The organism is Streptomyces sp. NBC_00207, assembly GCF_045160965.1.
Taxonomy (GTDB): domain Bacteria; phylum Actinomycetota; class Actinomycetes; order Streptomycetales; family Streptomycetaceae; genus Streptomyces.
Genome location: NZ_CP130715.1, coordinates 8,787,816 through 8,812,149, shown reverse-complemented (window position 1 = coordinate 8,812,149; position 24,334 = coordinate 8,787,816). Strand labels below are relative to the sequence as shown.

Annotated in this window: 24 protein-coding genes and 1 pseudogene; 10 read left to right on the top strand and 15 right to left on the bottom strand. The window is 70.5% G+C overall.

What is annotated here, in order from left to right; all coding sequences use genetic code 11:
* Positions 1 to 72: 72 nt before the first annotated feature.
* Positions 73 to 633, bottom strand: coding sequence for a TetR/AcrR family transcriptional regulator (locus OG472_RS40710; RefSeq protein ID WP_405834265.1), 561 nt, complete (start codon positions 631 to 633; stop codon positions 73 to 75).
* Between the two features lie 94 nt (positions 634 to 727).
* Here OG472_RS40710 and OG472_RS40705 point away from each other — a divergent pair, with 94 nt between their 5' ends.
* Positions 728 to 1,330: a DUF2867 domain-containing protein gene (locus OG472_RS40705; protein ID WP_401613620.1), complete on the top strand. Its 603-nt coding sequence runs from the start codon at positions 728 to 730 to the stop codon at positions 1,328 to 1,330.
* 85 nt (positions 1,331 to 1,415) lie between these two features.
* Here the strand turns inward: OG472_RS40705 and OG472_RS40700 are convergent, their stop codons facing one another.
* Together OG472_RS40700 and OG472_RS40695 are read right to left on the bottom strand one after the other, a co-directional pair.
* Positions 1,416 to 1,739 carry a hypothetical protein gene (locus OG472_RS40700; protein WP_405834263.1) on the bottom strand — a complete coding sequence of 108 codons (324 nt, stop codon included), beginning with the start codon at positions 1,737 to 1,739 and terminating at the stop codon, positions 1,416 to 1,418.
* A 78-nt stretch (positions 1,740 to 1,817) separates the two neighbouring features.
* Entirely contained in the window at positions 1,818 to 4,157 is a 2,340-nt protein-coding gene (locus OG472_RS40695; protein ID WP_405942931.1) for an ADP-ribosyltransferase domain-containing protein, read from the bottom strand.
* A 493-nt stretch (positions 4,158 to 4,650) separates the two neighbouring features.
* Between OG472_RS40695 and OG472_RS40690 the strand changes: the two genes are divergently transcribed.
* The gene (locus OG472_RS40690; protein WP_401613626.1) at positions 4,651 to 4,941 is read left to right on the top strand and encodes a hypothetical protein; all 291 of its coding nucleotides are present in this window, start codon (positions 4,651 to 4,653) and stop codon (positions 4,939 to 4,941) included.
* A gap of 119 nt (positions 4,942 to 5,060) precedes the next feature.
* Here OG472_RS40690 and OG472_RS40685 read toward each other — a convergent pair whose 3' ends face one another.
* The 8 genes and pseudogenes from OG472_RS40685 to OG472_RS40650 all read right to left on the bottom strand — a co-directional run bounded on the left by OG472_RS40685 (position 5,061) and on the right by OG472_RS40650 (position 13,016).
* Complete coding sequence (locus tag OG472_RS40685) at positions 5,061 to 5,270, bottom strand: I78 family peptidase inhibitor (RefSeq protein WP_401613628.1); 210 nt, start codon at positions 5,268 to 5,270, stop codon at positions 5,061 to 5,063.
* A 107-nt stretch (positions 5,271 to 5,377) separates the two neighbouring features.
* A complete protein-coding gene (locus tag OG472_RS40680; RefSeq protein WP_401613629.1) occupies positions 5,378 to 6,511 on the bottom strand; it encodes an RES family NAD+ phosphorylase in 1,134 nt (377 codons plus the stop codon).
* 9 nt (positions 6,512 to 6,520) lie between these two features.
* Positions 6,521 to 8,032: an alpha/beta fold hydrolase gene (locus tag OG472_RS40675; RefSeq protein ID WP_401613631.1), complete on the bottom strand. Its 1,512-nt coding sequence runs from the start codon at positions 8,030 to 8,032 to the stop codon at positions 6,521 to 6,523.
* Positions 8,033 to 8,248: 216 nt separating this feature from the next.
* Positions 8,249 to 9,118: an alpha/beta fold hydrolase gene (locus OG472_RS40670; RefSeq protein ID WP_405942930.1), complete on the bottom strand. Its 870-nt coding sequence runs from the start codon at positions 9,116 to 9,118 to the stop codon at positions 8,249 to 8,251.
* A gap of 102 nt (positions 9,119 to 9,220) precedes the next feature.
* The gene (locus OG472_RS40665) at positions 9,221 to 9,958 is read right to left on the bottom strand and encodes an SAM-dependent methyltransferase (protein WP_405943247.1); all 738 of its coding nucleotides are present in this window, start codon (positions 9,956 to 9,958) and stop codon (positions 9,221 to 9,223) included.
* Between the two features lie 12 nt (positions 9,959 to 9,970).
* Positions 9,971 to 11,167, bottom strand: a pseudogene (locus tag OG472_RS40660) (glycosyltransferase); the annotation flags it as partial.
* A 100-nt stretch (positions 11,168 to 11,267) separates the two neighbouring features.
* Complete coding sequence (locus tag OG472_RS40655) at positions 11,268 to 12,269, bottom strand: GNAT family N-acetyltransferase (protein WP_405942929.1); 1,002 nt, start codon at positions 12,267 to 12,269, stop codon at positions 11,268 to 11,270.
* A gap of 105 nt (positions 12,270 to 12,374) precedes the next feature.
* Positions 12,375 to 13,016: a hemerythrin domain-containing protein gene (locus tag OG472_RS40650; RefSeq protein WP_405834253.1), complete on the bottom strand. Its 642-nt coding sequence runs from the start codon at positions 13,014 to 13,016 to the stop codon at positions 12,375 to 12,377.
* Positions 13,017 to 13,237: 221 nt separating this feature from the next.
* Here OG472_RS40650 and OG472_RS40645 point away from each other — a divergent pair, with 221 nt between their 5' ends.
* The 4 genes from OG472_RS40645 to OG472_RS40630 all read left to right on the top strand — a co-directional run bounded on the left by OG472_RS40645 (position 13,238) and on the right by OG472_RS40630 (position 17,069).
* Positions 13,238 to 14,179, top strand: a complete 942-nt coding sequence (locus OG472_RS40645; RefSeq protein ID WP_405834251.1) for a LysR substrate-binding domain-containing protein — start codon at positions 13,238 to 13,240, stop codon at positions 14,177 to 14,179.
* 234 nt (positions 14,180 to 14,413) lie between these two features.
* Positions 14,414 to 14,752 carry a hypothetical protein gene (locus OG472_RS40640; protein WP_401613641.1) on the top strand — a complete coding sequence of 113 codons (339 nt, stop codon included), beginning with the start codon at positions 14,414 to 14,416 and terminating at the stop codon, positions 14,750 to 14,752.
* 557 nt (positions 14,753 to 15,309) lie between these two features.
* Positions 15,310 to 15,756, top strand: coding sequence for a hypothetical protein (locus tag OG472_RS40635; RefSeq protein ID WP_405942928.1), 447 nt, complete (start codon positions 15,310 to 15,312; stop codon positions 15,754 to 15,756).
* A gap of 419 nt (positions 15,757 to 16,175) precedes the next feature.
* Positions 16,176 to 17,069, top strand: coding sequence for a hypothetical protein (locus OG472_RS40630; protein ID WP_405942927.1), 894 nt, complete (start codon positions 16,176 to 16,178; stop codon positions 17,067 to 17,069).
* A gap of 804 nt (positions 17,070 to 17,873) precedes the next feature.
* Here OG472_RS40630 and OG472_RS40625 read toward each other — a convergent pair.
* Together OG472_RS40625 and OG472_RS40620 are read right to left on the bottom strand one after the other, a co-directional pair.
* A complete protein-coding gene (locus OG472_RS40625; RefSeq protein WP_405942926.1) occupies positions 17,874 to 18,257 on the bottom strand; it encodes a hypothetical protein in 384 nt (127 codons plus the stop codon).
* A gap of 73 nt (positions 18,258 to 18,330) precedes the next feature.
* The gene (locus OG472_RS40620) at positions 18,331 to 19,185 is read right to left on the bottom strand and encodes a C40 family peptidase (RefSeq protein WP_401613647.1); all 855 of its coding nucleotides are present in this window, start codon (positions 19,183 to 19,185) and stop codon (positions 18,331 to 18,333) included.
* Between the two features lie 565 nt (positions 19,186 to 19,750).
* On the opposite strand from OG472_RS40620, the gene OG472_RS40615 reads away from it, so the two are divergent.
* Complete coding sequence (locus OG472_RS40615; protein WP_405942925.1) at positions 19,751 to 20,542, top strand: rhomboid-like protein; 792 nt, start codon at positions 19,751 to 19,753, stop codon at positions 20,540 to 20,542.
* Positions 20,543 to 21,183: 641 nt separating this feature from the next.
* Positions 21,184 to 21,327: a hypothetical protein gene (locus OG472_RS40610; protein ID WP_405834244.1), complete on the top strand. Its 144-nt coding sequence runs from the start codon at positions 21,184 to 21,186 to the stop codon at positions 21,325 to 21,327.
* A 158-nt stretch (positions 21,328 to 21,485) separates the two neighbouring features.
* On the opposite strand, the gene OG472_RS40605 is transcribed toward OG472_RS40610, so the two are convergent.
* Positions 21,486 to 22,118 carry an NAD(P)-dependent oxidoreductase gene (locus OG472_RS40605; protein ID WP_405942924.1) on the bottom strand — a complete coding sequence of 211 codons (633 nt, stop codon included), beginning with the start codon at positions 22,116 to 22,118 and terminating at the stop codon, positions 21,486 to 21,488.
* A 456-nt stretch (positions 22,119 to 22,574) separates the two neighbouring features.
* Positions 22,575 to 22,964, bottom strand: a complete 390-nt coding sequence (locus tag OG472_RS40600) for a hypothetical protein (protein ID WP_405942923.1) — start codon at positions 22,962 to 22,964, stop codon at positions 22,575 to 22,577.
* Positions 22,965 to 23,262: 298 nt separating this feature from the next.
* On the opposite strand from OG472_RS40600, the gene OG472_RS40595 reads away from it, so the two are divergent.
* Together OG472_RS40595 and OG472_RS40590 are read left to right on the top strand one after the other, a co-directional pair.
* On the top strand, positions 23,263 to 23,790 hold the full coding sequence (locus tag OG472_RS40595; RefSeq protein WP_405942922.1) for a GNAT family N-acetyltransferase: 528 nt from the start codon (positions 23,263 to 23,265) through the stop codon (positions 23,788 to 23,790).
* A 26-nt stretch (positions 23,791 to 23,816) separates the two neighbouring features.
* Positions 23,817 to 24,155 (top strand): hypothetical protein, encoded by a 339-nt coding sequence (locus OG472_RS40590; RefSeq protein WP_401613660.1) that lies wholly within the window; start codon positions 23,817 to 23,819, stop codon positions 24,153 to 24,155.
* The last annotated feature ends 179 nt before the right edge of the window (positions 24,156 to 24,334 follow it).

Here is a 24,334-nt window from a genome sequence, read left to right as displayed (position 1 = left end):
GGGCGGCAGCGGTCGGGATCGGGTGGCCGCCTGCTCCTGGGCAGGAACCGCCGGGATCCCCGCCACCGGTGACTACTCCAGCAGCCGTCGGCCGATCAGCTCCATCAATTCCGCGCGGCTGCGCTTGCCGTTGTCGGCGGCGTTGAAGTGGTTGCCGAGGCGCAACGAGACGGCGAGCAGGCAGCGGACCTCGACCTCGACCTCGTCGGGGCAGAAGGAGGAGAACAGGGAACGCAGGTAGTCCATGCGGCGGTTGTCGACGCGGCGCAGGCGCTCGGCGACGGCCGCGTCGCGGCGGGCCCAGTCGCGGATCGCGATGTCGGCGGTGATGCCCCGCACCGGCCCTTCGGTGCTGTCGGAGACGATGTCGAACAGCCGCTGCAGCCTGGCCCTGGCCTCTCCCCCGCCGCTTTCCACCTGTTCGATGACGCTCTCGGCGACCTCGTACTCCCAGGTGTCGAGCATCTCGGTGAGCAGCGCGTCGCGGTTGCGGAAGTAGCCGTAGAAGCCGCCCTTGCTGACGCCGAGCGCCTGGGCCAGAGCTTCGATCCGCACGGCTTCGGGACCGCCGGCCACGAGGGCCCGCAGGCCTTCCTCGATCCACTTTCCGCGGGGTGTGCGGGTCGCGCCCATCCTGTGTGCCTCCTCACGCCCCGCCGAGTATACGGGGGCGTACAGATGTGCCTACACTCGATCTATACGCCACCGTATAGACAGGGGCTTGGCCATGCGACTTCCCCGAACCGACCACACCGACCGCCCGTGGCGGATCCACGAGATCGCCCACGACTTCACGGTCGAGGACGTATGGGCGCTGCCCACCCCCGGCGGACCCGACGACCTCGCGCTGCTGGTGCGCCAGATCGCCGAGGGCATCAAGGGCGGGGTGGACGGAGACGGTTTCGTCTCCCGCATGCTCTTCGCCATCCGCTGGAAGCTCGGAGCGCTGCTCGGCTGGGACGAGCCGGATTCCGGCACCGGTGTCCGGCGGCCGTGCCTGCGTGACCGCTTGCCGGCGGACCTTCGCGACGGCCCCCGGGGCCCCGACCTCGGCTCGTCCCCGTTCACCTCGCTCTACCAGCGGGAGGACGAATGGGCCGCCGAGATGGCCAACAAGACCGTGCAGGCGGTGATGCACATCGGCTGGGTGCCGGACGGGGCCGGCGGCTACCACGGCCAGATGGCCGTCCTGGTGAAGCCGAACGGGCTGCTCGGCTCCCTCTACATGGCCGCCATCAAGCCCTTCCGGTACCTCGGGGTGTACCCGGCACTGCTCCGCTCCATCGGCCGCGAGTGGGAGGCGAGCGCCGCCCAGCGGAGCGCGGGCTGACCGGAGGCCGCAGAGCGCAGACCGCAGACCGTCCTCACGGGCGGGCCTGCGGTCACCTGCCGCCGGTGCGGCGCACCCCGTTCGGTCAGCGGCTCACGGCCTGGTCCACCAGGTACCAGAGGACCATCAGGGCCGCCCAGCCCAGCACTCCCAGCGAGCCGAGTGCGATCCCCGTGACGGACGCGATCCGCCCGGACGGTCCGGCCACGCCGCGGCGCAGCGCGCGGCGGCCGGACACGACGGCGGCGACACCGAGGGGCAGGGCGAGGAGGACGAGGTACGGCAGGGCCGGCAGGGTGCCGAGCGCCAGGAACGCGCCGGCACCCAGTGCGAGGGCTGCCATGCCGGTCTGTTGTCCGCCCGGCGCATGGTCGAGTGGGTCGGTGACGGTCAGCTGGTCGGTGCTCATGGCGTTCACGGTAGGGCCCATGCCGCGGCCACGGCATGGGCGCAGCTACTCGGTTGTCCCTGAGTACGCGACGGTGGGTCAGGACACCACGGGCGCGGCGTCGACTTCGGTCAGCTTGACCGTGTACAGCCCACTGCGCTCGCTCTTCACCTCCGTCACCTTGAGCTGCGTGCCCGGCGTGAGGATGTACTCCTCCTCCCCGGTGAAGGCGGAGAAGCTCTTGATCCCGACCGCCTGGGCGGGCGTCACCTCGAAGAGCGTCCGCTTGCCGCGGCTGCCCAGGAAGGAGCGGGCCACGTGCAGCTCCGAGGTGCAGGAGGAGACGCCCCACCAGGTGACCGTCCGGCCCACCGGGTACTGCGCCCGCAGGTCCAGCGACACACCGCGCCACAGCGGCTTCGTGTGTGCGGGCAGCCCTGAGACCGCCGAGAACAGCAGCCGCAGGTACGGCAGGTAGGGCGTGACCCTGGTGCGGTCCGGGGAGCGGAGGACGGCGTTGATCTCGCGGTAGAAGGCGGACTCGCAGGTGTAGAGGTAGAGCGCGGCGATCTCGTCGGCGGACAGGCCGGTGGACGTGTCGTCCGACCGGCGCTTGCCGAAGTCGCGCGACCGGTCGATGTGTCCGGCGAGCCCGGACAGCGTCGCGGCGACCGGTGCGACGGCGTCCTGGAAGTCCATCAGCGGGGTGTCGAACACGCCGGTGATCGCGGGGAGGACCAGGCCCTCGTCCTTGACGCTGGTGAGCCGCTCCAGGTACAGCTGGTGCAGGTTCATGGTCGACTCGATGAAGGCGCCCATGCGTGCCGCGACACCCCCGTCCGCGCCGGCCGCGCCCTCGTTCCACCCCTTGCTCGGCAGCCAGTCGATCGCGTCGGCGCCCAGCGACGCGAGTGCCTCGTTCACCATGGCGAAGTGGTCGCCCTCGCAGAAGATGTCGCCCTGCGCCGCCGGGTTCGCATGGTCGAGGTGCCGGACCTCGACGTCCGGGTACTTCTCCTGGAGGCGCAGGACGACCCGCTTCAGGCTGCGGGCGTGCGCCCCCCACCAGGCGAACACGATCCCGCGGTCCGCTTCGTCGGCGTCCTGCTTGGCCTTGAGGATCTCCTCGACGATCCGCTCGGCGACGGGCCGCCAGAACGCCGTGTGCTGGTCGGCACCCATCGCTCCGTCGCCGCTGGCGGTGAGAGAGGCGTTGAGCAGCAGCACGCCCTGCGTGAGCATGGCCTGGAACCACTCCGGCGGCTGGACGGTGTCCCGCTCCTTCAGCAACGCGCGAACGTCGGCGATGGGCGTCTTCTTGGCGATGCCGTACTTCCACATCGCCGCTGCCTTGATGAGGCAGCGCATGCTGACGACCCTGCCGAACTGGCTGTCCTTCCAGTCGCTGAAGGTGTTGTCGAACATGGCTATGCCGGTCGCGCTCTCCGGCCGCGGGTAGGGGTTCTGGCCGAAGGCGACGACCTTCCACTTGTGCGGAGGGTTGGGCTTGAGGGCCTGGAAGGTCAGTTCACGAACCGGGACGACTTCCGGGCTGCGGCCCTTCCCGATGAACCGGGCGGCGTCCGGCTGCGCCTCGATGACCGGCTTCAGGAGCGGAAGCCAGGGCTCACCGCCGCCGTTGAAGAGTTCGGTGAGTGCCAGGGGGTCGTTCGCGTCGGGCTGGGCCGGCGCAGCGCCGTTCATCGCCTCGGTCATGGGGGAAGTGCTCTCGTTCGTCATGGTCGGGCAATGGACGTGGCCGGCGGGGGCGGGCCCGGCGGCCTTCGGCGGCACTATGCGTACGCGCTCCTCGGCGGGGGCGTTCTCGATGCCGTTCAGCTGCGTGATGATCGTGGCGCGCAACTCGTCGTCGTCCTCGAACCAGTGGTCGTGGAAGAGCGTGTAGCCGGTCCACATGAGGTTGGCGCACACCCTGGCCGGGACCCGCCCGGTCTGCGCACCCATCCCGACCAGCGCCACGGAGCGGATGCTGCCCGGCACCTGCCGGTTCTGCCGGTGAACGGCCTGGAACGCGGCGGCGCATGCCAGCGCCACGTTCAGTGTGGCACTCACGTTCTGCGAGGACTGCACCATGGTCGGCGTCGATATCAGGTACCGGGGGGTGGTCGCCCCCGACGGGACGCAGACCGCGCTGCCCACCGGCAGGGCTCCGGCGAACCGGTCGCGGATCGCGCGCTGCACGCGCAGCTGGATGCCGGATCCGAGGTGACGCTTGATGGCGGCGTCGACCCCGCCGTCCATCCGGCCCCGGGAGTTCGTCGGGGTGACCCAGGCGTCGACGTCCTCTTCCAGGATCGAGCCCCTGCGGATCTCGATGCCGGGGGTGTCCGCGAACGCGGCCCGCCACGCCTCCACCACGCGCTCGTTCACGTCTGTCAGCACCACCCTCAGCGTGGGCTGAGCACTGCTCTCGGTCATCGTCCTCCTGTCGGGAAACGGCCCTTGCAACACCTCGAACGTAACCGCCGCCACTGACAACGGCGCTCCTGCGAGGGGACGCTGACCAGCCCTCACAACGGGGGAAACACCCCGCCGACGACCCGCGGCCACCCTCGCGCGTACGGGCACGGCCCGGCCGGTGGCCTCGGAGTTCCTGGTGCGCGGCGATCCCGTAACCCCTGCCGGTGGCGAGAGCGGGGGTTCGGCAGGGCGACCGTACGGGGCGGGGCGGGGATCGGGATGCTCTGCGCACGCAGGCGCCGGTGCGGGCCTGATGAACTCGTGCTTGATCCGGTGCGGGTCGCTGGACTCGCCGACGCCCAGGATCACGGTGAAGATGATTCGGGAGTCCGCGGACGCGTGAGCCCGGCCAGGTCAGACCACTGCAGCCGGACGATTCTCCGGCCCTGAGGGGCGCGGGAGGGCCGGCGCGTTCACACTGGCAGGGCGACGAGTACACCAGGGAGGCCGGATGAGCTGGGCATCATGGACTACTCGCGGCGTCTTCGCCGGTCGGGACGGAGTACAGACCGGGGAGCAGGGCCACGTCCTCACCGGTGAGCTCGACGTTCACACCACCTGGACCGAGGTCGACGGTCTGGCGCACGTCACGGTGCAGTACAGCGGGGCGGCCGACTGGCTCCCCCTCGCCGGGAGCCCCGTCCCGTGCCCCAGCGAGGAGGCGAGCCGCGCCCTGCATGACGCGGTCATCCACTCCATACGCCTCGGAGCGGTCCTCCCTCTGAGCACCGGCCTCCCGTGACCACCCCTGTGCGTACGGCGTACTACATTCATTGAGATCGCTGTACGCATGTGCGGACACTGGACGCCCGATGCGTACAGTGCCCGCCGCGGGCACCGGCCTGGCCGGCAGGGGGAAGGTCAGCCACTCCAGGCCCTCCGCACTCTGCCGTCCTCGACCTCGAAGTTCAGCCTGCCCTCGAGGTACTCCATGGTCAGGATCGTGCCGGGCGGGACCCTGCGCACGGCCGTCCAGCCGCGCACGCGCGCCCGGCGCTCGGCCTCGTCGGCATCGAGCCCTGCGTAGTGCGCCGGATCGTCGGCGGCGGGTGGGGAAGCGGAAGCAGTCATGGCTCTCACCTGCCCCACCGATGCGCTGCACAAGCCCTTCGAGCCGATCCGACGGTGACGCCACCGAGGTGCGAAGGCATCGCCGCCCCACACCGAGATCACCGAGATCACCACGGCACGGGCGAGGGTGCCCCGCGTGCAATGACTCGTTCGGTGCCCGGCCGGAGGCGAAGCACCGCGCGGGACGTTTCACCGCCGGGATCGACGCATCCTTCGGGGCCGGTGAACAGCACGTAGTTGACACCGCCGTTGTGGGCGGAGCGAAACGCGATGCCGTCGACGCTGAGTGGTGAGAGGCAGCGGAAGTACTCGGTCAGGACCTGGGTGGGGACGTACGCGACGTGCTCGTGCCCGTCCCGGACGACCGGGCGGCTCAGGTCTTCCGAGAAGGACCGAATGAACGCGACGGAACCGATCAGGGACCTCCGGTCGGGGTCGAACACACTGGGCCCGGCGGGTACGGTCGCCAGGTCGACCACGGGGACCGGGCGGATCAGTTCGAATGCCGCGACGGCGGCGTAGGGCCGGGGATCGTGGGCCGTTATCTCCGCGAGGACGGTGGCCACGTTGTCGGATCCGTAGAACATCGAGACGCCCGCGGGGCTCATCCGGTTGGCGGTGGCCCGTGTGACAGGGGTCGAGCCGATGTCGGCTGCGGTATAGCCCGGTGGCGCGGGGTCCCGGCGCATCCGGCCGCGCCACACCTGCTGCCCGGCGGGGAGCGTGCGGACGAGGCCCAACCGGTCGACGACCGCGGACACCTCGTCCAGCATGGTTACGGGCGAGGGCGCACCGTGCCGGCCGGGACCGGCGAGCAGGGTGAAGCGTCTGTGGTGACCGACCTGCTGGCGGAAGAGATTCCACGGAGTGTGGACCGCGCCGGGCGGGTGGTGTCGTGGTGTTTCCCGCAGCTGCCACGCCGCGGGCTCCGTCCACTGGAGCAGGGCGCGTGTCACGCGGGGTTCGACGGCTCCCCGGCAGATGTCTTCGACGGCGCGCGCGGTGGCGATGCCCCGGTCAGGCCCAGCTGCGCGCTCGTACTTCTCGCGGACGGCGCCCAGGACCCGGTGCACGAGGTGGTGGAGGTCTACGGCCACCGGTTCGCCACGCAGCGAACGCGTGGTGCAGAACGAGCAGCGGGAGGAGGTCATCAGGGCGCCGAGGTGGTGGCGCAGATGTTCGTCGTCGATGTGCTTCATGCAGACCGCATCCGACGGCGGCAGGTCCTCCGACGACGTCACCCGTCCTCCCTAGGTGGTCCGGCCGTGGGCTCGCTGTTTGACGAGAAGGCGCTCGTGGAGAAGGTCGAAGATCGTCTTTCGGCGGGTGGTGAAGTGGATGCTCCAGCTGGGGTCCTCGGCCAGCTCGCTCATCAGCGGCTCCCAGATCAGTTCGAAGCTCTCCAGGACGCTCATTCCGCCGCGCCCCGCCCCGAAGAGCGGGAAGCAGATGGAGGAAAGGGTGAGGCCGTCCTCGCGTTCCTGGCGGGCCAGGTCGAAGGTGTGGTGCACGGCCCTGGGGATGGACTGGGGGTCGACTGCATAGTTGTTCGTGCCCGCGACAGGAGCGGCGATGGCCGCGTGGTAGATGCGCTGTACGTTCCGCTTCGAGAGTGCGCCTGCGGGAGTCGGGGCGACGGTTCCGCCCGGCACGGGAAGGCCGTAGCTGCCGTGGCTGCGGAGCCAGGTCGCGAGGTGATCGCCGGCCACGTCTTCGAGGATCTGGCCCCCGCCGCTCTTTTCCGCGGCAGCCCGTCGCAGACTGCCGGAAGTCGACGGCTTGAAGAACTGTGACATCTGGAGATAGGTGTTCTCCGAGGACACCACGACGTCCACGTTCCTGAGCTGCTCCACCGGCCCGCCGTGGAGGTAGAAGGGGATCGCGTGCCCATCGGGTCCGCCGGTCGGCACGTCGATCGGGCCGGCCACCTCCCGTTCCGTGAGGACGTCGGCGGCAGGGTGGGCCGGCCTGCGACGGTGCGGAATGTCTGCCTCGGGTTGCGGTTCGGCGGGGAAGGGCTCCGCCAGTGCCCGGGCGAGTTCCTTGCGCACGGCGTGGACGATGCGGCTGTCCGGCCCGCTCGGCTTGATGACCGAGAAGTGATCGCCGGGCAGTACTCCCGTCTCGGGGAAGAACCCCGCGGCGGAGGAAGGGACCACCACGTTGTCGCTCTCGCCCGCGTAGGCCACGATCGGAATCGGACAGCGGTCGTGCGCGAGCTCGGGGGCCCGGACGATTCCGTCGATCACCCGCCGCTGGGTTTCGAGCACCGAGGTCTGAAGCGGCTTGAGCTCTCGCTCCTGGCTGTTCCTGGTCATCGGGATCAGTCCCCTGCGAGCCAACAGGAACAGGTCGGACCCGTTGTTCGGGCAGGCGAACATCACCAGTCGACGGATCTTGGCGAGTTCCCTCCCCCTGCCCGCCAGCAGCATCCGGGACAAGTACCGCTGGGCGACTAAGCCGCCCTGACTGTGCGTGACGAGGGCGACCCTCTCGTACCCGGCTGTGAGGTCCCCGATGAATCCGCGCAGGCTTTCCGCGATCGTGTCGAGATCGGGCATCCGCCGCAGCGGGTTCCACGTCACGGGTCGCGTCGCGTACTCGAAGAACAGGAAGTCGTACTCGTCGGACACCGCAGGGATCTCGGACATCTCCCGCTGCAGGGGCGTCCATGTGGTCGGCGACGAGAAGAGACCATGTACGAAGACGACAGCGGCCTGACGCAAGTCTCCCCCTGAAACCGAGGCGCGGTACGACAACATCCGCACGCATCGTACGGAGATCTTCGGCCCCGCCGCAGGAAGTTCGCGACGCCCGGACGCACCTTACCTACGGCCTCCATTCGGCGACTCCCGCGGCCGAGGTCCTACCCGGGGACCCGGCCGAGCGTTCCTCCCGGCCGGGACGGGCGGGCAGTGGCGCGGCCCGGGCCGCACACGAGCGGCTGCCCTCGCCGCCGCCCCCTCACCCGATTCCGGTCACGCCTGAGCGGGCAGGGCGGGGAGCGTGGCGAGTTCGGCCAGTGTGCGGGCCGCCGGCGCCGGGTCGACCAGCCACTTCAGGTGGCTGCCCTCCAGCGTGCGGACGTCGTACGGATTGTCCGGCGTCAGCTCGTCGCCCTCGCGGATCAGCCGGTCCTGCAGGGCGAGGGGCAGGCCCGCGTCGTCGGCCAGGCGGATGTACGTCTTCGGGATGCGGCCCCAGGTCGCGGCCTGCGCCCGGTCGGCGGAGCCGCCGACGTCCAGGTTCTCGTCGGGCTGGAAGGTGTTCAGGAAGGTGAGGAACTGCTCGTCGGTGCCGTCGGCGAAGAAGGCCGCCTTGAACGCCGCGAGCGCATCCGGGTTCCCGGTGCGGAAGTTGACGCGGAGCAGGCCGAGATCGGCAGGGTTCCCGGCCAGCGCCGAAGCGAAGGCAGCGGGGTCGACCCCGGCCATCTCCGGCTCGGCGTAGTAGTCGTTCACGTCGAGACGGACCGGGCACCAGGCCGAGACGTAGACGATGCGGTCGATCAGGTCCGGGCGCGCATTGGCCGCGGCCGTGGCCGTGATGCCGCCGCGGCTGTGGGAGACGAGGATGACGGGGCCGTTCCGCTTGGCCCGTTCCAGGATCCCGATCAGGTGGGCGGCGTTGTCGGCGAGTGTGACGCTCTTGATCGAGCCGGGCGCGGTGGCGAGCCCTTCGTGGTCCTGCGGCGTCTGATAGGCGCGGGTGAAGGTCGCCTGGAAGCCGTGGCCGGGCAGGTCGACGGCGACCGAACGGTGGCCGAGGAGGCAGAGTTCGCCCTGAAGGGGCGCGAAGGAGAAGGAGTTCGCGAAGGCTCCGTGAACCAGGACGAACGTCGGTTGCATCTGTGTACTCACTTTCCGGCCGCCGCGGTTCGGCGGCGGCCACGGCGGGCGTGGGGTGGACATCCCTTTGACGTCCGAGGATTCACCTGGTCCGGCGGATGATCAATCCGATGTCCGGCGCAGGACCAGGCAGACGAAGCCGAAGCTGTCCCGGTACCCCTGCAGCCAATCCGTACGCGCGGCGGTGGCCGTCTCCAGTACCTGGTCACCGGCCGGATCATCAGGGTGGTCCAGAGCCCATGAGGCCAACGAGCCCCAGCAGGCCCACTCGTAGGCGTCCAGCTCACTGCGGGTGCTGACATGGCCGTGGACAGGGGTCCATCCGTCTGCGACGACGTGGTCCACCGTGGTCGCCAGATCGGCGAGCTCACCGAACATCTCGACGGCCGCTGGTGAAGGGGCCCGGTCCCAGAAGCACTCACCTATCAGAACGCGGCCTCCGGGAGCCAGGTGCCTGCGGGCCGCCGCGAGGGTGGGGAGAAGACCGCCGAAGGCATGCGTGGCGCCGACGCTGATCACCAGGTCGAACGGCTGTGCGGAGACGAAGTCAGCGGCTTCCTGCTGGCGCAGGACCAGGCGCTCGCCGACCCCGCGTGCACGCGCTGCCCGGCGGGCCTGCGTCAGGGCGACTTCGGAGACGTCGACGCCCTCGGCGTACAGGTGCGGGCGCGTCTCCAGAGCGCGCAGAAGCCATTCCGCCGTGCCGCACCCGAGGTCGAGCACCCGCTCGCCGCCCCGCGGGAGGCCGCGTTCGAGCAGCCGGCTGACCGAGTCGTCGTCGAGCGGAGACTTAATCGGGTGGTCGGCATGGGCGATCATGGAGATCTGTTCGCGGCTCACCGGCGCGGCGTGCGCCGTGTCGAGGAGCAGCTTCGCGGCCACCTCCGTCCCGTCGGTGCGGATCGTGTCGGCGACGGCCTTCGCCCGTGCTTCCGTCTCGGGGGTCAGGGCCGTCCTGAGTGCGGCTGACAGGGACTCGAAGGTCGGGGTCGGGCCGTCGTGCGCCGCGCCGATGCCCAGGTCGGCCACGCGGGCGGCCCAGTGCGGCTGGTCCACGAACTGGGGTACCACCACCTGGGGTGCTCCGGCTCGGGCGGCGGTCGTCGTGGTGCCTGCGCCGCCGTGGTGCACGACGGCCGCGACGCGGCGGAAGAGGGACTGGTGGTTGACGTCGCCGACGGCGAAGCAGTCGGCCGATTCGTCCGCCAGGCCCAGGTCCGCCCAGCCACGGGAGAGGAGTACGCGGCGGCCCTGCGCTCGGACCGCCTCGACGGCTGTCCGGGCGAACTCGGTCGCCGCGCTCAGCGGCATGCTGCCGAGCCCGACGTACACCGGCGGGGTGCCGGCGTCCAGGAACGCCTCCAGGTCGGCGGGCAGGGGGCGTTCGTCGGGCAGGATCCACGCGCCGGTCTGCAGGACGTCGAGGTCCGGCAGTTCCTGCCACGGGCCCAGGACCGGGTCCACTGCCAGCCACGGCCGTTCGGTGAAGACGTGCGCGCGGACGTCGTCCACGGGGGCGAGGCCGATCGCCGCGCGGTGGGCGTTGAGGGGCTGGAGGTAGAGGGCGTTGACCTTCTGGGTGTCCAGGTCCCACAGGGCCCGGCGGTCGGTCATGTCGGGCGGGGCCGGCGGGCCGGGCCGCGGCGGCGGCGGGTAGTGCGGGGAGGGCATCTCGAACGGGTGGAAGCCCGCGTACACGTAGCGGATGCCCAGCTTCTCGGCCACCGAGCGAACGCCGGCCGGCATCAGACCACTGGCCACCAGCACGTCACAGCCCTCGGCCGCCCTGCCGACCGTGTCGAAGTGCGCGGCGACCAGCTCGGCTGCGAACGCGGCAGCGTCCGACGGCGGCGCTCCCGTCCGCAGCGCGCGCACGTCCCGCCCGAAGGGCACCAGTTCCGCGCCGACACCTGCCAGCAGTTCCGCGAACTCCTCGTCCGGCGGTGCGCACACGCGTACCTCCGCGCCGAGTGTCCGCAACTGCGCCGCCAGTCCCGCCAGCGGCGCGATGTCGCCGCGCGATCCGTACGCCATCAACAGCACACGCATGTCGTGTCTCTCATTTCTGTGGATGCCGGCCTCGGCCGGCGGTGGTGCGGCAGGATCCGGAGCTTCCGGGTCCTCCGGGAGAAGGGGCCCGTGGGTGAGGTCAGGTCTCGGGCAGGTCGAGCTGGAACTCGTGGGTGCGCCGGTAGGAGCGGAATCCCAGTCGGTGGTTGACGGCCAGCATGTGGACGTTGTCGTCGGCGTTGTCCGTCTCGACCTCGACGACGCCGGGATGCTCGGCGCGCAGCCGCCGCACCATGGCGGCCTTGACCCACAGCCCGAGGCCGTGGCCGCGGTGCACGGGCACGACCGCCGTGTCGTACTGCTGGGCACGCGGCCCGGAGCCCTGGGGAAGCAGGATCTCGGTGTAGCCGGCCATGGTGCCGTCGTCGTGGACTGCCGCGGTGGTCAGGAGTGTGTCGCCGCGGTCGGCGATCACTTTGGCCATGGCGCGGACGCGGTCGGCGTCCCACGCCACGCTGCCGTAGTCCAGGTCGCCGACGGGCATGTCGTTCATCGCGTTCTTGGCCGCGGCGAAGGCGTCGGCGAGCTCGTCGGGAACCGTGCCGGTCCAGCGGGCCAGCCGGTAGCCGGCGGGTGCGGTATCGGCGATCTGCAGCAGGTCGGCCTCGGGCTGCTCGTCGAGGCGCAGGATGAGGTGATCCAGGGTGAGTGCCCGGCGAAAGCCCCACCGTTCGCTGAAGGCCTCGCCCGGGCTGTCGGCCGCAGCTGCCGCGATGAGGCTGCGCCGGTCTTCGGTGAGGCAGGCCGCCAGGACCGTCGACAGCAGGAGGGAGCCGGTTCCCAGGCGCCGGTGTGCGGGGTCGACGTGCAGTTCCAGTTCGGCCAGGTGCTCCTGGCCCGGGGAGGTGAACACCCGCAGGGCCGCGACGCCGACGGGTGCGCCTTCCGCCGCGGTGGCCAGCCAGGTCAGCCGGCGGCTGCCCAGAGCGGGTTGGGTGAGCTGGGCGTGGATCTGTCCGGGATCGGGTGTCGGCACTCCGGGCAGGTCGTGGGCTGTCGAGGCCGCGACGACGTGATGCCACGCGGCGGCCTCGGCGACCGAGACGCGCTGGAGCGGTGTGACATGTGCAGCTTTGGACAAGGTGATCGCTTTCGTGGTCGGTCGGGTCGGTCGTACTTCGGGATGCCATAAGGACGTGTTCGCGTCGGCCGACAGACCGCCGGGGTGGCGGCCGATGAGGCTGCGTCAGGCCGTGATGCGCGGACTCCAGCGGTCGAGAAGGGCGTACTCCGGGATCCACCGGGCGGTGCAGGCGGCGTACGCGGATGCGGGCAGTCGGGCGAGGAGCCGCTGCGCTGTCGGTTCGTCGGCGCCGTCCAGCAGCCACGGCAGCAGCAGCGGTGCGTCCTGGTCAATGCGCCGGGCCTGGACCCGGCTGAAGTGGGCCCACTGTTCGGCTGTCAGCACCTGCCGGACCAGCGGGAGCGCCGCTTCCTCCTCGTGCTCGAGGTGGCCGGCCAGGCCCCGGGTCAGCGCGTCGGCAAGGTGTCCCAACCGCAGCGAGTCGGCATCGGAGTCGGTCAGCGCGCCGTCGATGGCCTGGATCACCGGGGCGATGACGGCGTGTTCGGCCTCCATCACCTCCAGCAGCACCAGGTCCTTCGGCCGGCCGGCCAGGTTCTGCCGCAGCGACGGCCACAGTGCGTCGTCCTCGGCCGTGTGGTGGGCACGGAGAGCCTTCTTGAACAGCATCCAGCCGGGAGCGGTGGCCAGCACCTGCCGCGGGTCACGGTCCGCGGCGGTGGTGACCCGGTCCAGATGGGCCAGTTCCCGGCGCAGGGCGTCATGCATCGCGTACATCACGGTCAGGTCGATGGCGTCGCTCATGGGCAGGTCAAGGACGTTCCGGTGTGCTCACCGACCACATCGTTGACATGGCCGAAGGCGAGACTCACGGACGACGGGACGAGGGCGCTGGCTCTGACTGTGACTCTGACGACGCTGGCGGAGCACATCATCCCGTCCGACCGTTCGAATGGGGGGTTCTGCACGCGTGACTGCATACCTCAAACGATCTTGCGGTTCGCGCATATGATCAAGGAACATTCGTGCGCGGTTCGATAACCGCTGGGTTATCGACGAAGGGCCGGGGGCCGGTGGAACTGCGGGACATCGAAATCTTCCTGGTACTGGCCGAAGAGCTGCACTTCGGCCGGACCGCACAGCGGCTGCACGTCTCCCAGGCGCGCGTCAGCCAGGCCATCAAGAAGCAGGAACGGCGCATCGGCGCCGAGCTGTTCGCCCGCACCAGCCGCACGGTGCGCCTGACGGAGGTCGGCCGCCAGTTCCGCGACGATCTGCAACCGGTCTACGCAGGCCTGCACGAATCCCTGCAGCGGGCCCAGCTGGCAGCCCGCGGCATCACCGCACAGCTCCGCGTCAGCCTGATGCCCTTCAACGTCGCCGATCTGCACCCCTACTGGAAGGCGTTCCGCGCGCGGTACCCGCACTGGGGACTCCAGATCCGCCAGGCCACCTTCACCGATGTGTTCGGCCAGCTCCGCAACGGTGCCATGGACGTCATCGTCGCCTGGCTGCCGGTGGAAGAACCGGACTTCACCGTCGGACCGACCCTGTGCACCGACTCCCGGATCCTCGCCGTGGCCGCCGACCACCGGCTCGCGGAACGGGACTCGGTTCCACTGGAGCTGCTCGCGGACTTCCCGCACGGCACTGCCCACGGCCTCCCGGACTACTGGGAGGACAGCTACCTTCCCTTCCACACCCCACGGGGCCGGTTGATCGAGCGCATCTCGTCCGCGGCATCGGACAACGCCGATGAGCTGATCAGCCACGTCGGCATGGGCGAGATCATCCACACCTTCCCCGGCCATGTCACCAGGTACTGGGGCATGTCGAACATCCGATGGCTTCCCGTCCCCGAGATGGCAACCATGCGGTTCGCCCTGGTCTGGCGGACCGAAGCCGAAAACGACCTCATCCGCGCTCTGGCCGACACGGTGCGGGACCTCGGCGTGTTCCGCTTCTGACGAGACGTGCGGCGCGAGGCGGACGTACCTGCGGCCCGGACGCGCTCGGTGAACGGGTCCAGCCGTTCGACGCATGGCGCTGGCGCCTTCTTCGGTATCCGATGGCCCGTCAGGGGCTTTGCTGGTCCGCGGTCATGCGGGATCCCGAAGTGTCCAATGGGTGAACGCGTGGACGTTGCACCACCCGACGCCCCCACACTTTGCCACAAGCATCCAAGTATCAGTGGGGTTTGCATGACCGTTCAGATCCAGCTCGGCGACCGCCGCCCGTCCCCGCTCGACCCGGACCCCCTGGGCCGGACCCACCTCGGCTGGAGCGAGGGCATGTCCGAGACCGACATCTGGAAGTGCTCTCGCGGCCTCTGGAAGTTCTCCGCCGATCGCGTGCTGTCTCACACCACCGTCCGCTTCGTCACCACGACAGGGCTGGTTGTCGCCGTCGGCGCGATCCAAGCCGTGACCCGGCACGGCGACAGGTTCGCGATCGAAGGCCGGGGGGTCCCCGGCCACGCCGAGGTCGGCAAGCAGACCCCGACCCCGCACCCATCGCGCAACCCGATCGCGTACGTGTGACATACCCGCGCCACCGCACGAAGGCCCCCACACCCGAAGGCGCGGGAGCCTTCGGCGGTCCCCACGTGACCGGTGCACCGTCGGCGGACATGGTGTCGGGGGGTACCTACACCGAACCGTGCACTCATGCTCAGGGCAGGGCAGGGCAGGGCAGAGGCAGGGACAGTCCCGGCTTCCGGGTCTGGAGCGGACTGCTCATGCGGTCCCCTGACCCCGAGCTCGTCCTGGCCACGCCCGACGCCGGGGTCGCGGTCGAAGCCCTGGTGAAGCTGCTGACAACCGATGGCTGAACCTCTCACCGACCCTCGAGAGCCCGAAGCATGACGCGGCGAGGGCCGGACCCAGCTCCTCTACGGCCTGGAACACCGGATGTAGATTTGCGGGAAGCGGGGGCCTGGTCCAGAGGCCGCCCCCTCAACTGATCAGGTGCACTGTGGGCGATGCAAGGGCCTACCCGGTCTATCGGAACGAGGACGGGGATGTCGCGGCGGTGATCGCCGTGGCCGCCTCTCTCGTTGAGCGCGGGGAGCTGTGGGAGAGCGCAACCGTCGATCTGGATGCCGAACTGTCGCGGGTGGAAAAACGTCCTGAAGGTCCGTGAGCTGTTCCCGCACGGCTGGTACTCGGGAGGTGGCTCGCACTTCCGTGGTACCGACCTTCCCTGCGACACCACGGCGCTGACCAGCATGCTGCCCCTCACGCTCTCGGTCGCGGAACCTGTAGGGAGCGACCTGCTGGAGAAGGCGGCCAACGTCCTGCCCACAGCCTCCTGTGGGCAGATCGCCTGGATGGCTCTCAGCTGGCCCGCGGTACCCGAACTCGACCTCGGCCCCGAGCACGCACGAACAGGCGTACAGGCGTGCTTCAACATCGACGCCAACCACGAACCGACAGCCGGCTACACCGTATACGCACATGTCCACCCCCTTGCAGGAGAACGAGCGCAGCACCTCGCCCGGCAGATCGGCCACGACGTCGTCGGCCCCGGCGAACACGGCTGGTAGCCAAGGCCCGACACCATCGCCCTCGGCTGGAGTGGGCCAGCTGATCCGAGCCGCTGGCCACGCGTATCAGCTGACGCGCCAGCGCCTGCACGTGGAGAGCCGGGAGGGTCGTTGTATTCCGGGAACCTAACCTGGGCACCTGGGCACCTGGGCAGCCCACCTGTCGAGCCGCCCGGCTCCGGCGCCGGAGGCGGCTCGCCGGGGCCTCGGCCGCCCGGCAGGTGGCTTCACCCCGGCCGGATCCGCTCGGCTTCGCGGGACCGGCCGGGCCCATACGGCTGGCGAGGGTTCAGGCAGGGCATGCCTTCTATCGGAGTGGCGACTCACGAGGGGGCGGACTGATGACGGTCAACACCGGGCGCGGGCATGGACGTACACGTACGGGAAGGGGCGCCGGCGTCATACTGCGACTGGCTTCGGTGGCTGCCGGCGTGGCGGTGGCCGCGCTCCTGGTCGTCGACTTCCGGCTGACCGGTTCGGCAAGCCGGCAGGCACTCGTGGTGGCGCTGACGGCCGCCTTCGTGAGCACAGCCGTGTGGGCGGCGTCGAACCTGACAACCCTCCTGATGCGGCCATCCGTGCGACGGGTCCGGGGGCACCTCGCCGAGGAGCCCGACCTCTGGGGCTCGGACCGGGAGTTCTTCGCCCCGGTACGTCGTCTGATGATCCTCGGCGTGCTGCAGACCCTGGTCAACCTGCTGGTCCTGCTCACCGTGTACCCGCTCGCCCTCTGGGCCGGCGTACGGATCTGCGACGCCGCGGGTCTGTCGGCGCGCCTGACCGGATTGCGGCCGGTCTTCGTCTCGGGGCTGCTGGTGGCGGCCGTCGCCACCACCGTCGGGACCTTCTTCGCCCTGTTCCGCCGCCGTACCAGCCACGCAGCCGCGCGCTCGCTGGCCGCCGTACTGCTCAATGCCGCCGGACTCGCGCTCGCCTCGCTCGTGCTGAACGGCGTCCGGCTCGACTCTGCGCCGGGGTGGCGGCAGGCGCTCGCCCTGTGCGCCGTGGCGTCCCTCTTCATGCTGCCGCGCATCACGCTGTCCCTGCCCGTACCGGGACTCGCCTCGATCGTCCTCGTCGCCTACCACTGCCTGGTGCTGTGGCTGATCTGCGCGGCCTTCGCGTACGTGGACCCCCGCCTTCACGCCGCCGGCTTCTGGCCGCTGGCGGGAGCCGCCGCGATCATGTGGGCGGCCGAGTGGCCCGCGCGCCTGGCCACCGTACGCGCGCAGGGGGCCGCCGCTCAGCCGGCTCCCGTCCTGCCCGATCCCTTCCCGCCGGATCACGGGTTCCCCTCCGGCCCGCTGTACTGAGGCCCCCGGCCTGTCGCGCCGTCGGCCCGATGCCCTCTGCCCGGCCTTGTTGCCGCACATAGCGGAGGAGCCGGAAAGGCGCAGGGCAGCCGGCTGCTCCGGGGGCTGGATCAGCCGCTGCCTTCCCGGCCGACGGAGCTGCTGTGTTGGCTGCCAAGTCGAGTCCTGGCCCCGGACGCGGGTGGGGCGCGCTGAGGCTCAGCCCGGTCGAGCGGGAACAAAACAGGGAGTAACCGTGGCGCGGCTGGCACGACCGGCGCGCCACCACTGTCGTCGGGCATCTGGCCGGCCGGGCACCACGGCGACAAGCTCTTCCACTTCACCGACCCCAACGGCTACGTCATCGGCGTCAACCAGAAAGGACCCGCTGACCACACCCCGACCTAACCCACCCAGAACCGGCCGTCACAGGCACGGGCGGGCGGGGGCTGCGCGGCGGCCGCAGTGACAGCGGGACTGCCTGGTCGATACCCAGCCCCGCCGCGTGCGCGCCGACCAGGATCCGCCCGACGTGCACGCCGACCTGGTCGAGGTGCCCGATCGCCGCGGCGATATCCGGCCATACCGGGACGTGAGGATCGCATCACGCAGGCCGGCACGGCTGCGGCAAAGCGGGGTTCGCCGGTGTGGTCGGGCCGGGCAGCAGCGGTGCGCCCCAGCGCTCATCGGCCTCGCTCGCCGAGGAAGGCCCCACCCTCGTTTGCGAAGCCGGCGCCCAGCCCCTGGGGGCGAAATGGCTCTGCGCGTGGGCTGACGCCCTCAAGGCCGCCACCTCCTGGCGGGGAGGTGGCGGCCTTCAGGGCGTCAGCACTCGCGCAGCCCCGGCGCGGGGTCGACCGACGTGTGGACGTCCACGGCCGCGACGTTGCCCCACTGGCCGTTGTCCAACTGCGTCCAGTACCAGACGTTGTTGCCACCGGCGTGCTGGTCACCGCGGCCCCAGCACTGGAACCAGCTGGGGCTCGTGTTCAGCGGCCCCCGCACCGCGGAGTTGTACCGGCGGTGCTCGTAGCCCTTGGCCCCGACCCGATTGCCGCACCACAGCTTGCCGTCGGCGCGGACGCCACATTCGGCGGCCACACTCTTCCCCGTGGCGGGCGTCGCCATGGCGGGCCCGGTCACGGTGGCCGTGGCGCCCGCCAGTGCGGCGACGGTGAGACCCAGGGCGATCTTCCTGCCTGCGTACATGCTTCCTCCTCGAAAGGGCTCCCTCGGGAGCCGGTGATGGGTGTGTGTGATCAGAGGTGCGGGTGGGTGGTGCTCAGGGGCAGGTGCGTACGCCGTCCAGCCAGGCGGGGCCCTTGATGTAGATGTTGGTGATCCACGCCCCGTACTCGGGCAGGTAGGACCAGGCGTCGTTGGTGTAGCCCTCCGCCGTCACCGGCTCGGCGTGCTTCTGGCACTCGACGCGTACCGTGGTCGGGCCGGGGAACCGGTGTACCCGCGGGCTGGTGGTCGACGGCTCCTTGTGGGTCCACACATCCGTGCCCCACGTGCTGAACGTGCCGGGTGCCGCGGCCGGCGCAATGCGGACCGCTCCGGCGTAGTCCCCGCCCAGCCGTACGTCGCTGACGGTGATCCGGGTGCCCGATTCCCGGGCCTCGACCATCTTCCCCGCGCCCAGGTAGATCGCGATGTGGTGGATGGAGCCCCCCGACCCCCACGCCAGCAGGTCCCCCGGGAGCAGCGGCCCGGTCCCCTGGGCAGCCGTGAAACGCTGGTTCACCTGCGGCGAATGGAACTGGTGGTACGCGTTGCCGGACAGCGGGTCGCCGCCGACCGCACGGGCGTAGGCGTACCGGACCAGTCCCGAGCAGTCGAAGCCCAGCCGTTCCGGGTCGTGTGCACTGTCCGGATCGCTCGGGTCGACCTGGCCGTACGTCGGCCCCGGCTGTGGCCCGTGACCGCCGCCCCAGGTGTACCAGACGCCGATCTGTTCGCACGCGGCTCCTACGGCCCTCTCAGCCGCCGCGGAGGCCCCGGGGGCGAGCACGCCACACGCCGCCGCCCCCGCCGCCTTCGGTACCGCGGCCGCCGTGACGCCGCCGGCGCCTCCCCACGTGGCCAGGAGGGTGAGCACCGCCACCGCCGCCACAGCCGTTCTCCGCATCATCATGTCCGGTCCCCCGTCCCCGCCACACGGTGTGCCCGCGGGGCGTCATGCTCGTCGTGGTATTCGCGGCGTGCTCGTCTCGTCGTACGGAGCACGAACCGGCCGTTCGCCGTCCGCCGTTCGCCGTCGGTCGGGCACTCCGAGACTGTGCCCCGCCACCCCTCCGTGTCGAGGAAGCGCGGGTCGCCCATCGCAACGGGAAACGGGAAACTCTCGGGAAACCCCCTCCCACCAGCCTCTTTGAGCATCCGCCAACAGGCGACTCGGTGGTGTCCGTGATACCGGCACCCGGCACTCCGCGACATCCGCCCGCCCCGCACTGCATTGCCCCGATGGGGTTCAGCCCGCGCCATCCGGTCTGTCGGCTCACACCACCGGACGTTGCCTGCCGTGTGGTGCCGAACTGCCGGAGATGTCCGGTCAGGCCTGGTCCTGCTGGAGTCCCGCGCGAAGGAGGGGGTCGGCGCCGATCGGCCCACTGGCACGGGCTGGTGACGCGGCATCGGTCGGGATGGCTTCCGTCACCCGCCGATCCCCGCCTGCGGCTCGACCTGGAGAATGCCACGTTATGAACTCTCAGTCCCTGTGGAGTCCTCTGGACAAATCACTCCGTGCCGTACGGGGGTACCCGCGCCGTGCGCCGCTGACCCTCGCCTACGTCTGCCTGCTCCTGGCCAGCCATGCCTGGGTCATTTACGGGTTGTCCGCCGATCGGGCGGCCTCGGTGTTGGGCTACGTCAGCACCAACCTGGACAACCTGCAGGACCATCCGTTGTCCGCGCTGCTCGGCAGCGTGCTGTTCTTCGACGGGACGCTCACGGATGTCACCTCAACCGACTTCGTGGGTACCTTGATCACCCTCGGCCTCGGTGTCTGCTGCTGCCTGGCCTGGGCGGAGCACCGATGGGGAACGCCGCGCGCCGTGGCCGTGTTCCTCGGCGGGCACGTCGTGGCCACCCTGCTCACCGCTGTCGTCATCAGCGTCGCGCTGCAGCACGGCTGGTATCCCGCGGCCGTGCGGCAGGCCTTGGACTACGGGGTCAGTTACGGCGCCCAGACCGTGCTGGCGCTCGGCACGCTCGCCCTACCGCGCCGGGGCCGCCTCCCCTGGGCTGTCTTCGTTCTCGCATGGCCTCTCGGCGGTGCCGACTGGTCCGGGCCGCTGCCGGACTTCACCACGATCGGCCATCTCATAGCGGCGGCCCTTGGCTTCGGACTGTTGGGCGTCCCGGCCTTCAGGCGGCAACGGGTCCGCGCTGCCGGGCTGCCCTCCAGCGCGAGCGACTTCGGGCCACACCGAGGCTCCGTTCCGGAATCGACGTCACCGGCGGCCGGAACAGATACGCCTCCATCGGTCTGAGCTCCAGCGGGCCGGTCGTGGCCGCGACCTCCACCTACTCGAGGGCCGGCTCCGCCCGCGCGTCCGCGCCGAGGTGCCGGGAGGTTTGGCCTAATCCTCCAGCGGCACTCGCCCACATGGATGGCCGCCAGCAGCCCACGTTCTCACCGGCGCATAGGGTCCGCTGGCCGCCGTAAGGCCCTGTTTCCTGAGCCAATCCCCAGGCCTCGCGCCGGGCGCGGCACCGGGGAAGGCCACCACCACGCAACGCATCCCGCGCCAGGTCAGCACCGGGAGCAACAGGCCAAGCGATCTGGGCACTTGGGAACGTTGGCGTCGCCGCCCGGGCCGTCCTGCGGCTACCGAGGGCGGCGCTGAGCTGTCGCCGTATCCGGCCCCACCGAGGAAGAAGCCCGTTGCGGCGGCATCGTAGAGGAGGCCGGTGAGCAGCACGGAGTTGGAGCGAGTCGAGATCGTCGACGGCGAGAGTTGGTCGGTGACGACGGAGGCTACGGCACTGTCGCAGCGTACGATCCGGCTGCGGCAGCGGCCTTGGAGGCGGACGCCGCGGAGCACCTGAACCGGCTACGCGCGGGACTGGCAGCTGTGGAAGGACTGCCACAGCCGGCTCGCCGAGCAGACGGGCACCCAACTGCCCCTCAGTGCCGTCACGCGGCCTGCTGGACGAGGCGGTGAAGGCCGCGCCGAACAGCATCGAGCGCCGGATCACCGGCGTCACCTCCAAGGCCCACCGCCGGAAGTACACCGCACCGAAGAAGGCCACCGAGGCCGCACACCGACCGTGAAGCCGCTGAAGCTCGACAAGGGGCGCCAAGCCGACGGCCACGGCCACGGCCACGGCCACGGCAAGGCGAACGCCATCTCCCCCAGCAGAACCCACCACTGGTTGTCCGGGTGGTGAACGCCTCGGTGACCGCCCTGCGCGGCCTTCCGATCGGACGGCTCAGCGCGTGAGGATGACGCGCCGGCGGACCCATAGGTCGCTGGTGGCGGCGGAGAGCAGGAAGTCCGCGACGTCGGCACGGTTGATCCTCCCGCCGACGCGTCCTTGGGTTCCGTCCAGCGGGATCGTCTTGTAGTCGGCCGTGGTCTGGCCGTTGCCGAACATCACGGGCAGGGCGATGGTCCAGTCGCGGTCGCTGCGGGCGATGGTCTCATCTGCGATCCCCTTGTCCGCCATGAGCCTGCCCATCACCAGCTTCGCCGCCCAGGCCTGGAAGAGAGACTGGCGCCGGGTGGTGTCGCCCGAGCCGAGGGCGGAGAGCCAGACGAGGCGCCCCACGCCGGCCGCGGCCATGGCTTCCAGGACGGGACCGGCGGTGCGGGTGGCGAGAGTGGACTTGTAATCCTTGCCCGGCCCCAGGGCACAGATGAGGGCCTGGCTGCCCCGAGCCGCCTCTTCGACGTCAGCGGCGGAGGCGGCGTCGCCGATGACGACGCCAACGCGTTCCTCGTCGCGCTGCGCCAGCCGGGCCGCGTCACGGACCAGTACGGTGACCCGGTGCCCGGCGGCGAGGGCCTGCTGGAGTACGAGCTGGCCGATGGGGCCCGTGGCGCCGAGGACGGTGAGCTGCATGATCAGGCCTCTTTCTGTGTGCGGGCCGGCCCTTCGGGCGAGGCGAGGCTCGGCGCGGCACCGGAGCGTCCGTTCGCGACGGACCGCGGCGGGCGGCACACGATGTCGAGGAACATCGGGAACCCCTCGCCGGCCAGAAGCGTGACTCGGCAAGACGCACCGGGCCGGACCGGTCACGAGCCTAGCGGCGCAGCACTCTGCGCAGCGGGCTCCACGAACGCGGCACGCGGAGGTCTGGGCGATGGGCGGAGGCCCGGCTCCCGCTGCTCCATCAGCACGGCCGCGACGCCGGGAGACTCGGCTGCCACGGATGGAAAGACTTCGGCCCCGGGTCAGCTTCCGGTCTGCCGAGAAACTCAACGTCGACGAGAACCGGGTCGTGGCGGGCGCGGCGAAGGCCGGGCCTGCTTGGTGAACGTGCAAGGACTGGGCCTGGCCGCACTTCGCAGCGACAGGTCAGCAGGCCGCCCTGCCAACGGCGCCATCGCCCCGGCTCCGACGGTGCATGGCGTGCAGGGCGAGGGCGGCGGCGGCCGCGGTGAGAGCCCCCGCCGTCATGAATCCGTCGCGTGAGCGCCAGGAGAGCACCGACCAGCGGGACCGTGCGGACAGCAGCGAGCCCATGCTGAGCCAGGAACCGGCGGAGAGCAGGGAGAGAGACGAGCCGATGGATGCGGCGGAGAGGGCTGAGCCCACCGAGCCGATCGACAGCACCGAGCCGACCGACCCGATCGACAGCACTGAACCTACGGACCCGATCGACAGGATCGAGTCCTTGGAGCAGAGGGAGAGGTAGGACTTGTCGTGCCGGCACCACGGGTTCGCCGGCGCATGCGATTCGGTCACGCGACACATTGTGTCAGTCGAGCGGTGGTCCCCGGTGGATGCCGCCGGCGCAACAGCACAGCGGGCGGTGATGTCCGACCCGCAGCCATCCGGAAGGCCGTCGCCCGTCATCACTCAGTACCCACGGCGACCAGGGAGCCGGAACGGCTGCAGCGCACGGGGCCGGCCGCTGCCCAACCAAAGCTCGGCGTTTCCCTGATCACGGCTGCGCCGACCTCCCGGGCGCAGATCTTGTCGGCGCGGGGCGCAGCAGCATGACCGCATGCGACACCTCAGTTGCACCCCCGAGAATGGCCCCATGGCCCACCAGATCGAAGCACCCCACCCCGACGATGCTGCACTCGTGGGGCGGATGCAGCTCACGGCCTGGCTCCAGACCTACCCCAACGAAGACGCGGGCATCGATGAGACGTGGATCCGCGAGCAACGAGGGTCCGCTGTCACGGCCGAAGGCATTGCCCAGTGGAGAGAGTTCATCGAGGACGTCGTACGCCGACCGGACCTGCTTTTCTGCCGTGTCGTCCGGTTCCGGGCGGAGATCGTCGGGGTCCTCTGCGGCCGTCGGAATGACGGTGTCACGCTCGGACCGATGTATCTGCTGAACGAAGCCCAAGGCCACGGCATCGGCAGCCGGTTGATGAGCGAGTTCCTCGTATGGGCGGACGAGGCTCCGATGCACCTGTGGGTGACTTCGTACAACGAGAGAGCGATCCGCTTCTACGAGCGCCACGGGTTCAAGCTCACGGGCGAGCGTGAATTGTGGCGAGGCAAGTTGCCCAACGTACGCATGACCCGCGATCCGGTTCCGCATCCCAAGGTCGCCTGAGCCTCGCGGCGGCCCGGGAGCTGCTGGTGCCACTGCCCCGCCGTGCCGCGCGTGTCCTTGAGCCGGCCGCGCTCGCGGACCCGGGCGAGAAGGAGGCACGGGAGCCGGGCTGCTGGGTGGACCCGCGCGCCACCGGGTTCTTCTTCCGCTCCGCTCCGGCCGCGGCCTGGCTCGAGGTCCTGGAGGACCTCCCACGGGTGCCCGGCGGCGGTGAGGTGCTCGGCGACCTGCCGGGCCGCGGCCGGGTGCAGCGGTACGGTCCGGCCGACCGCGCGCAGCCGACCGTCCTGGTTATGGCCGGCCGAGGACGAGGAGCTGTGGCCGTCGGGCGGATGCTCCCGGCCCAGACGGCGGCCACCCCTTGAGGCAGGCACAAGAGCCACCTCAGGACCGAGGCCTTCAGCACCTGACCACCCCAAGGTGTTTGTAAGCCCTTCCGCTGGTGCCAGTGCACGGGGTTCTTTTTGGTACCAACGACCGGCCCAAAGTGGCGTCCGGCGGGGTGCTTCGCGCCCCTGCACGGACGGGATTGGGCTCCACTCGC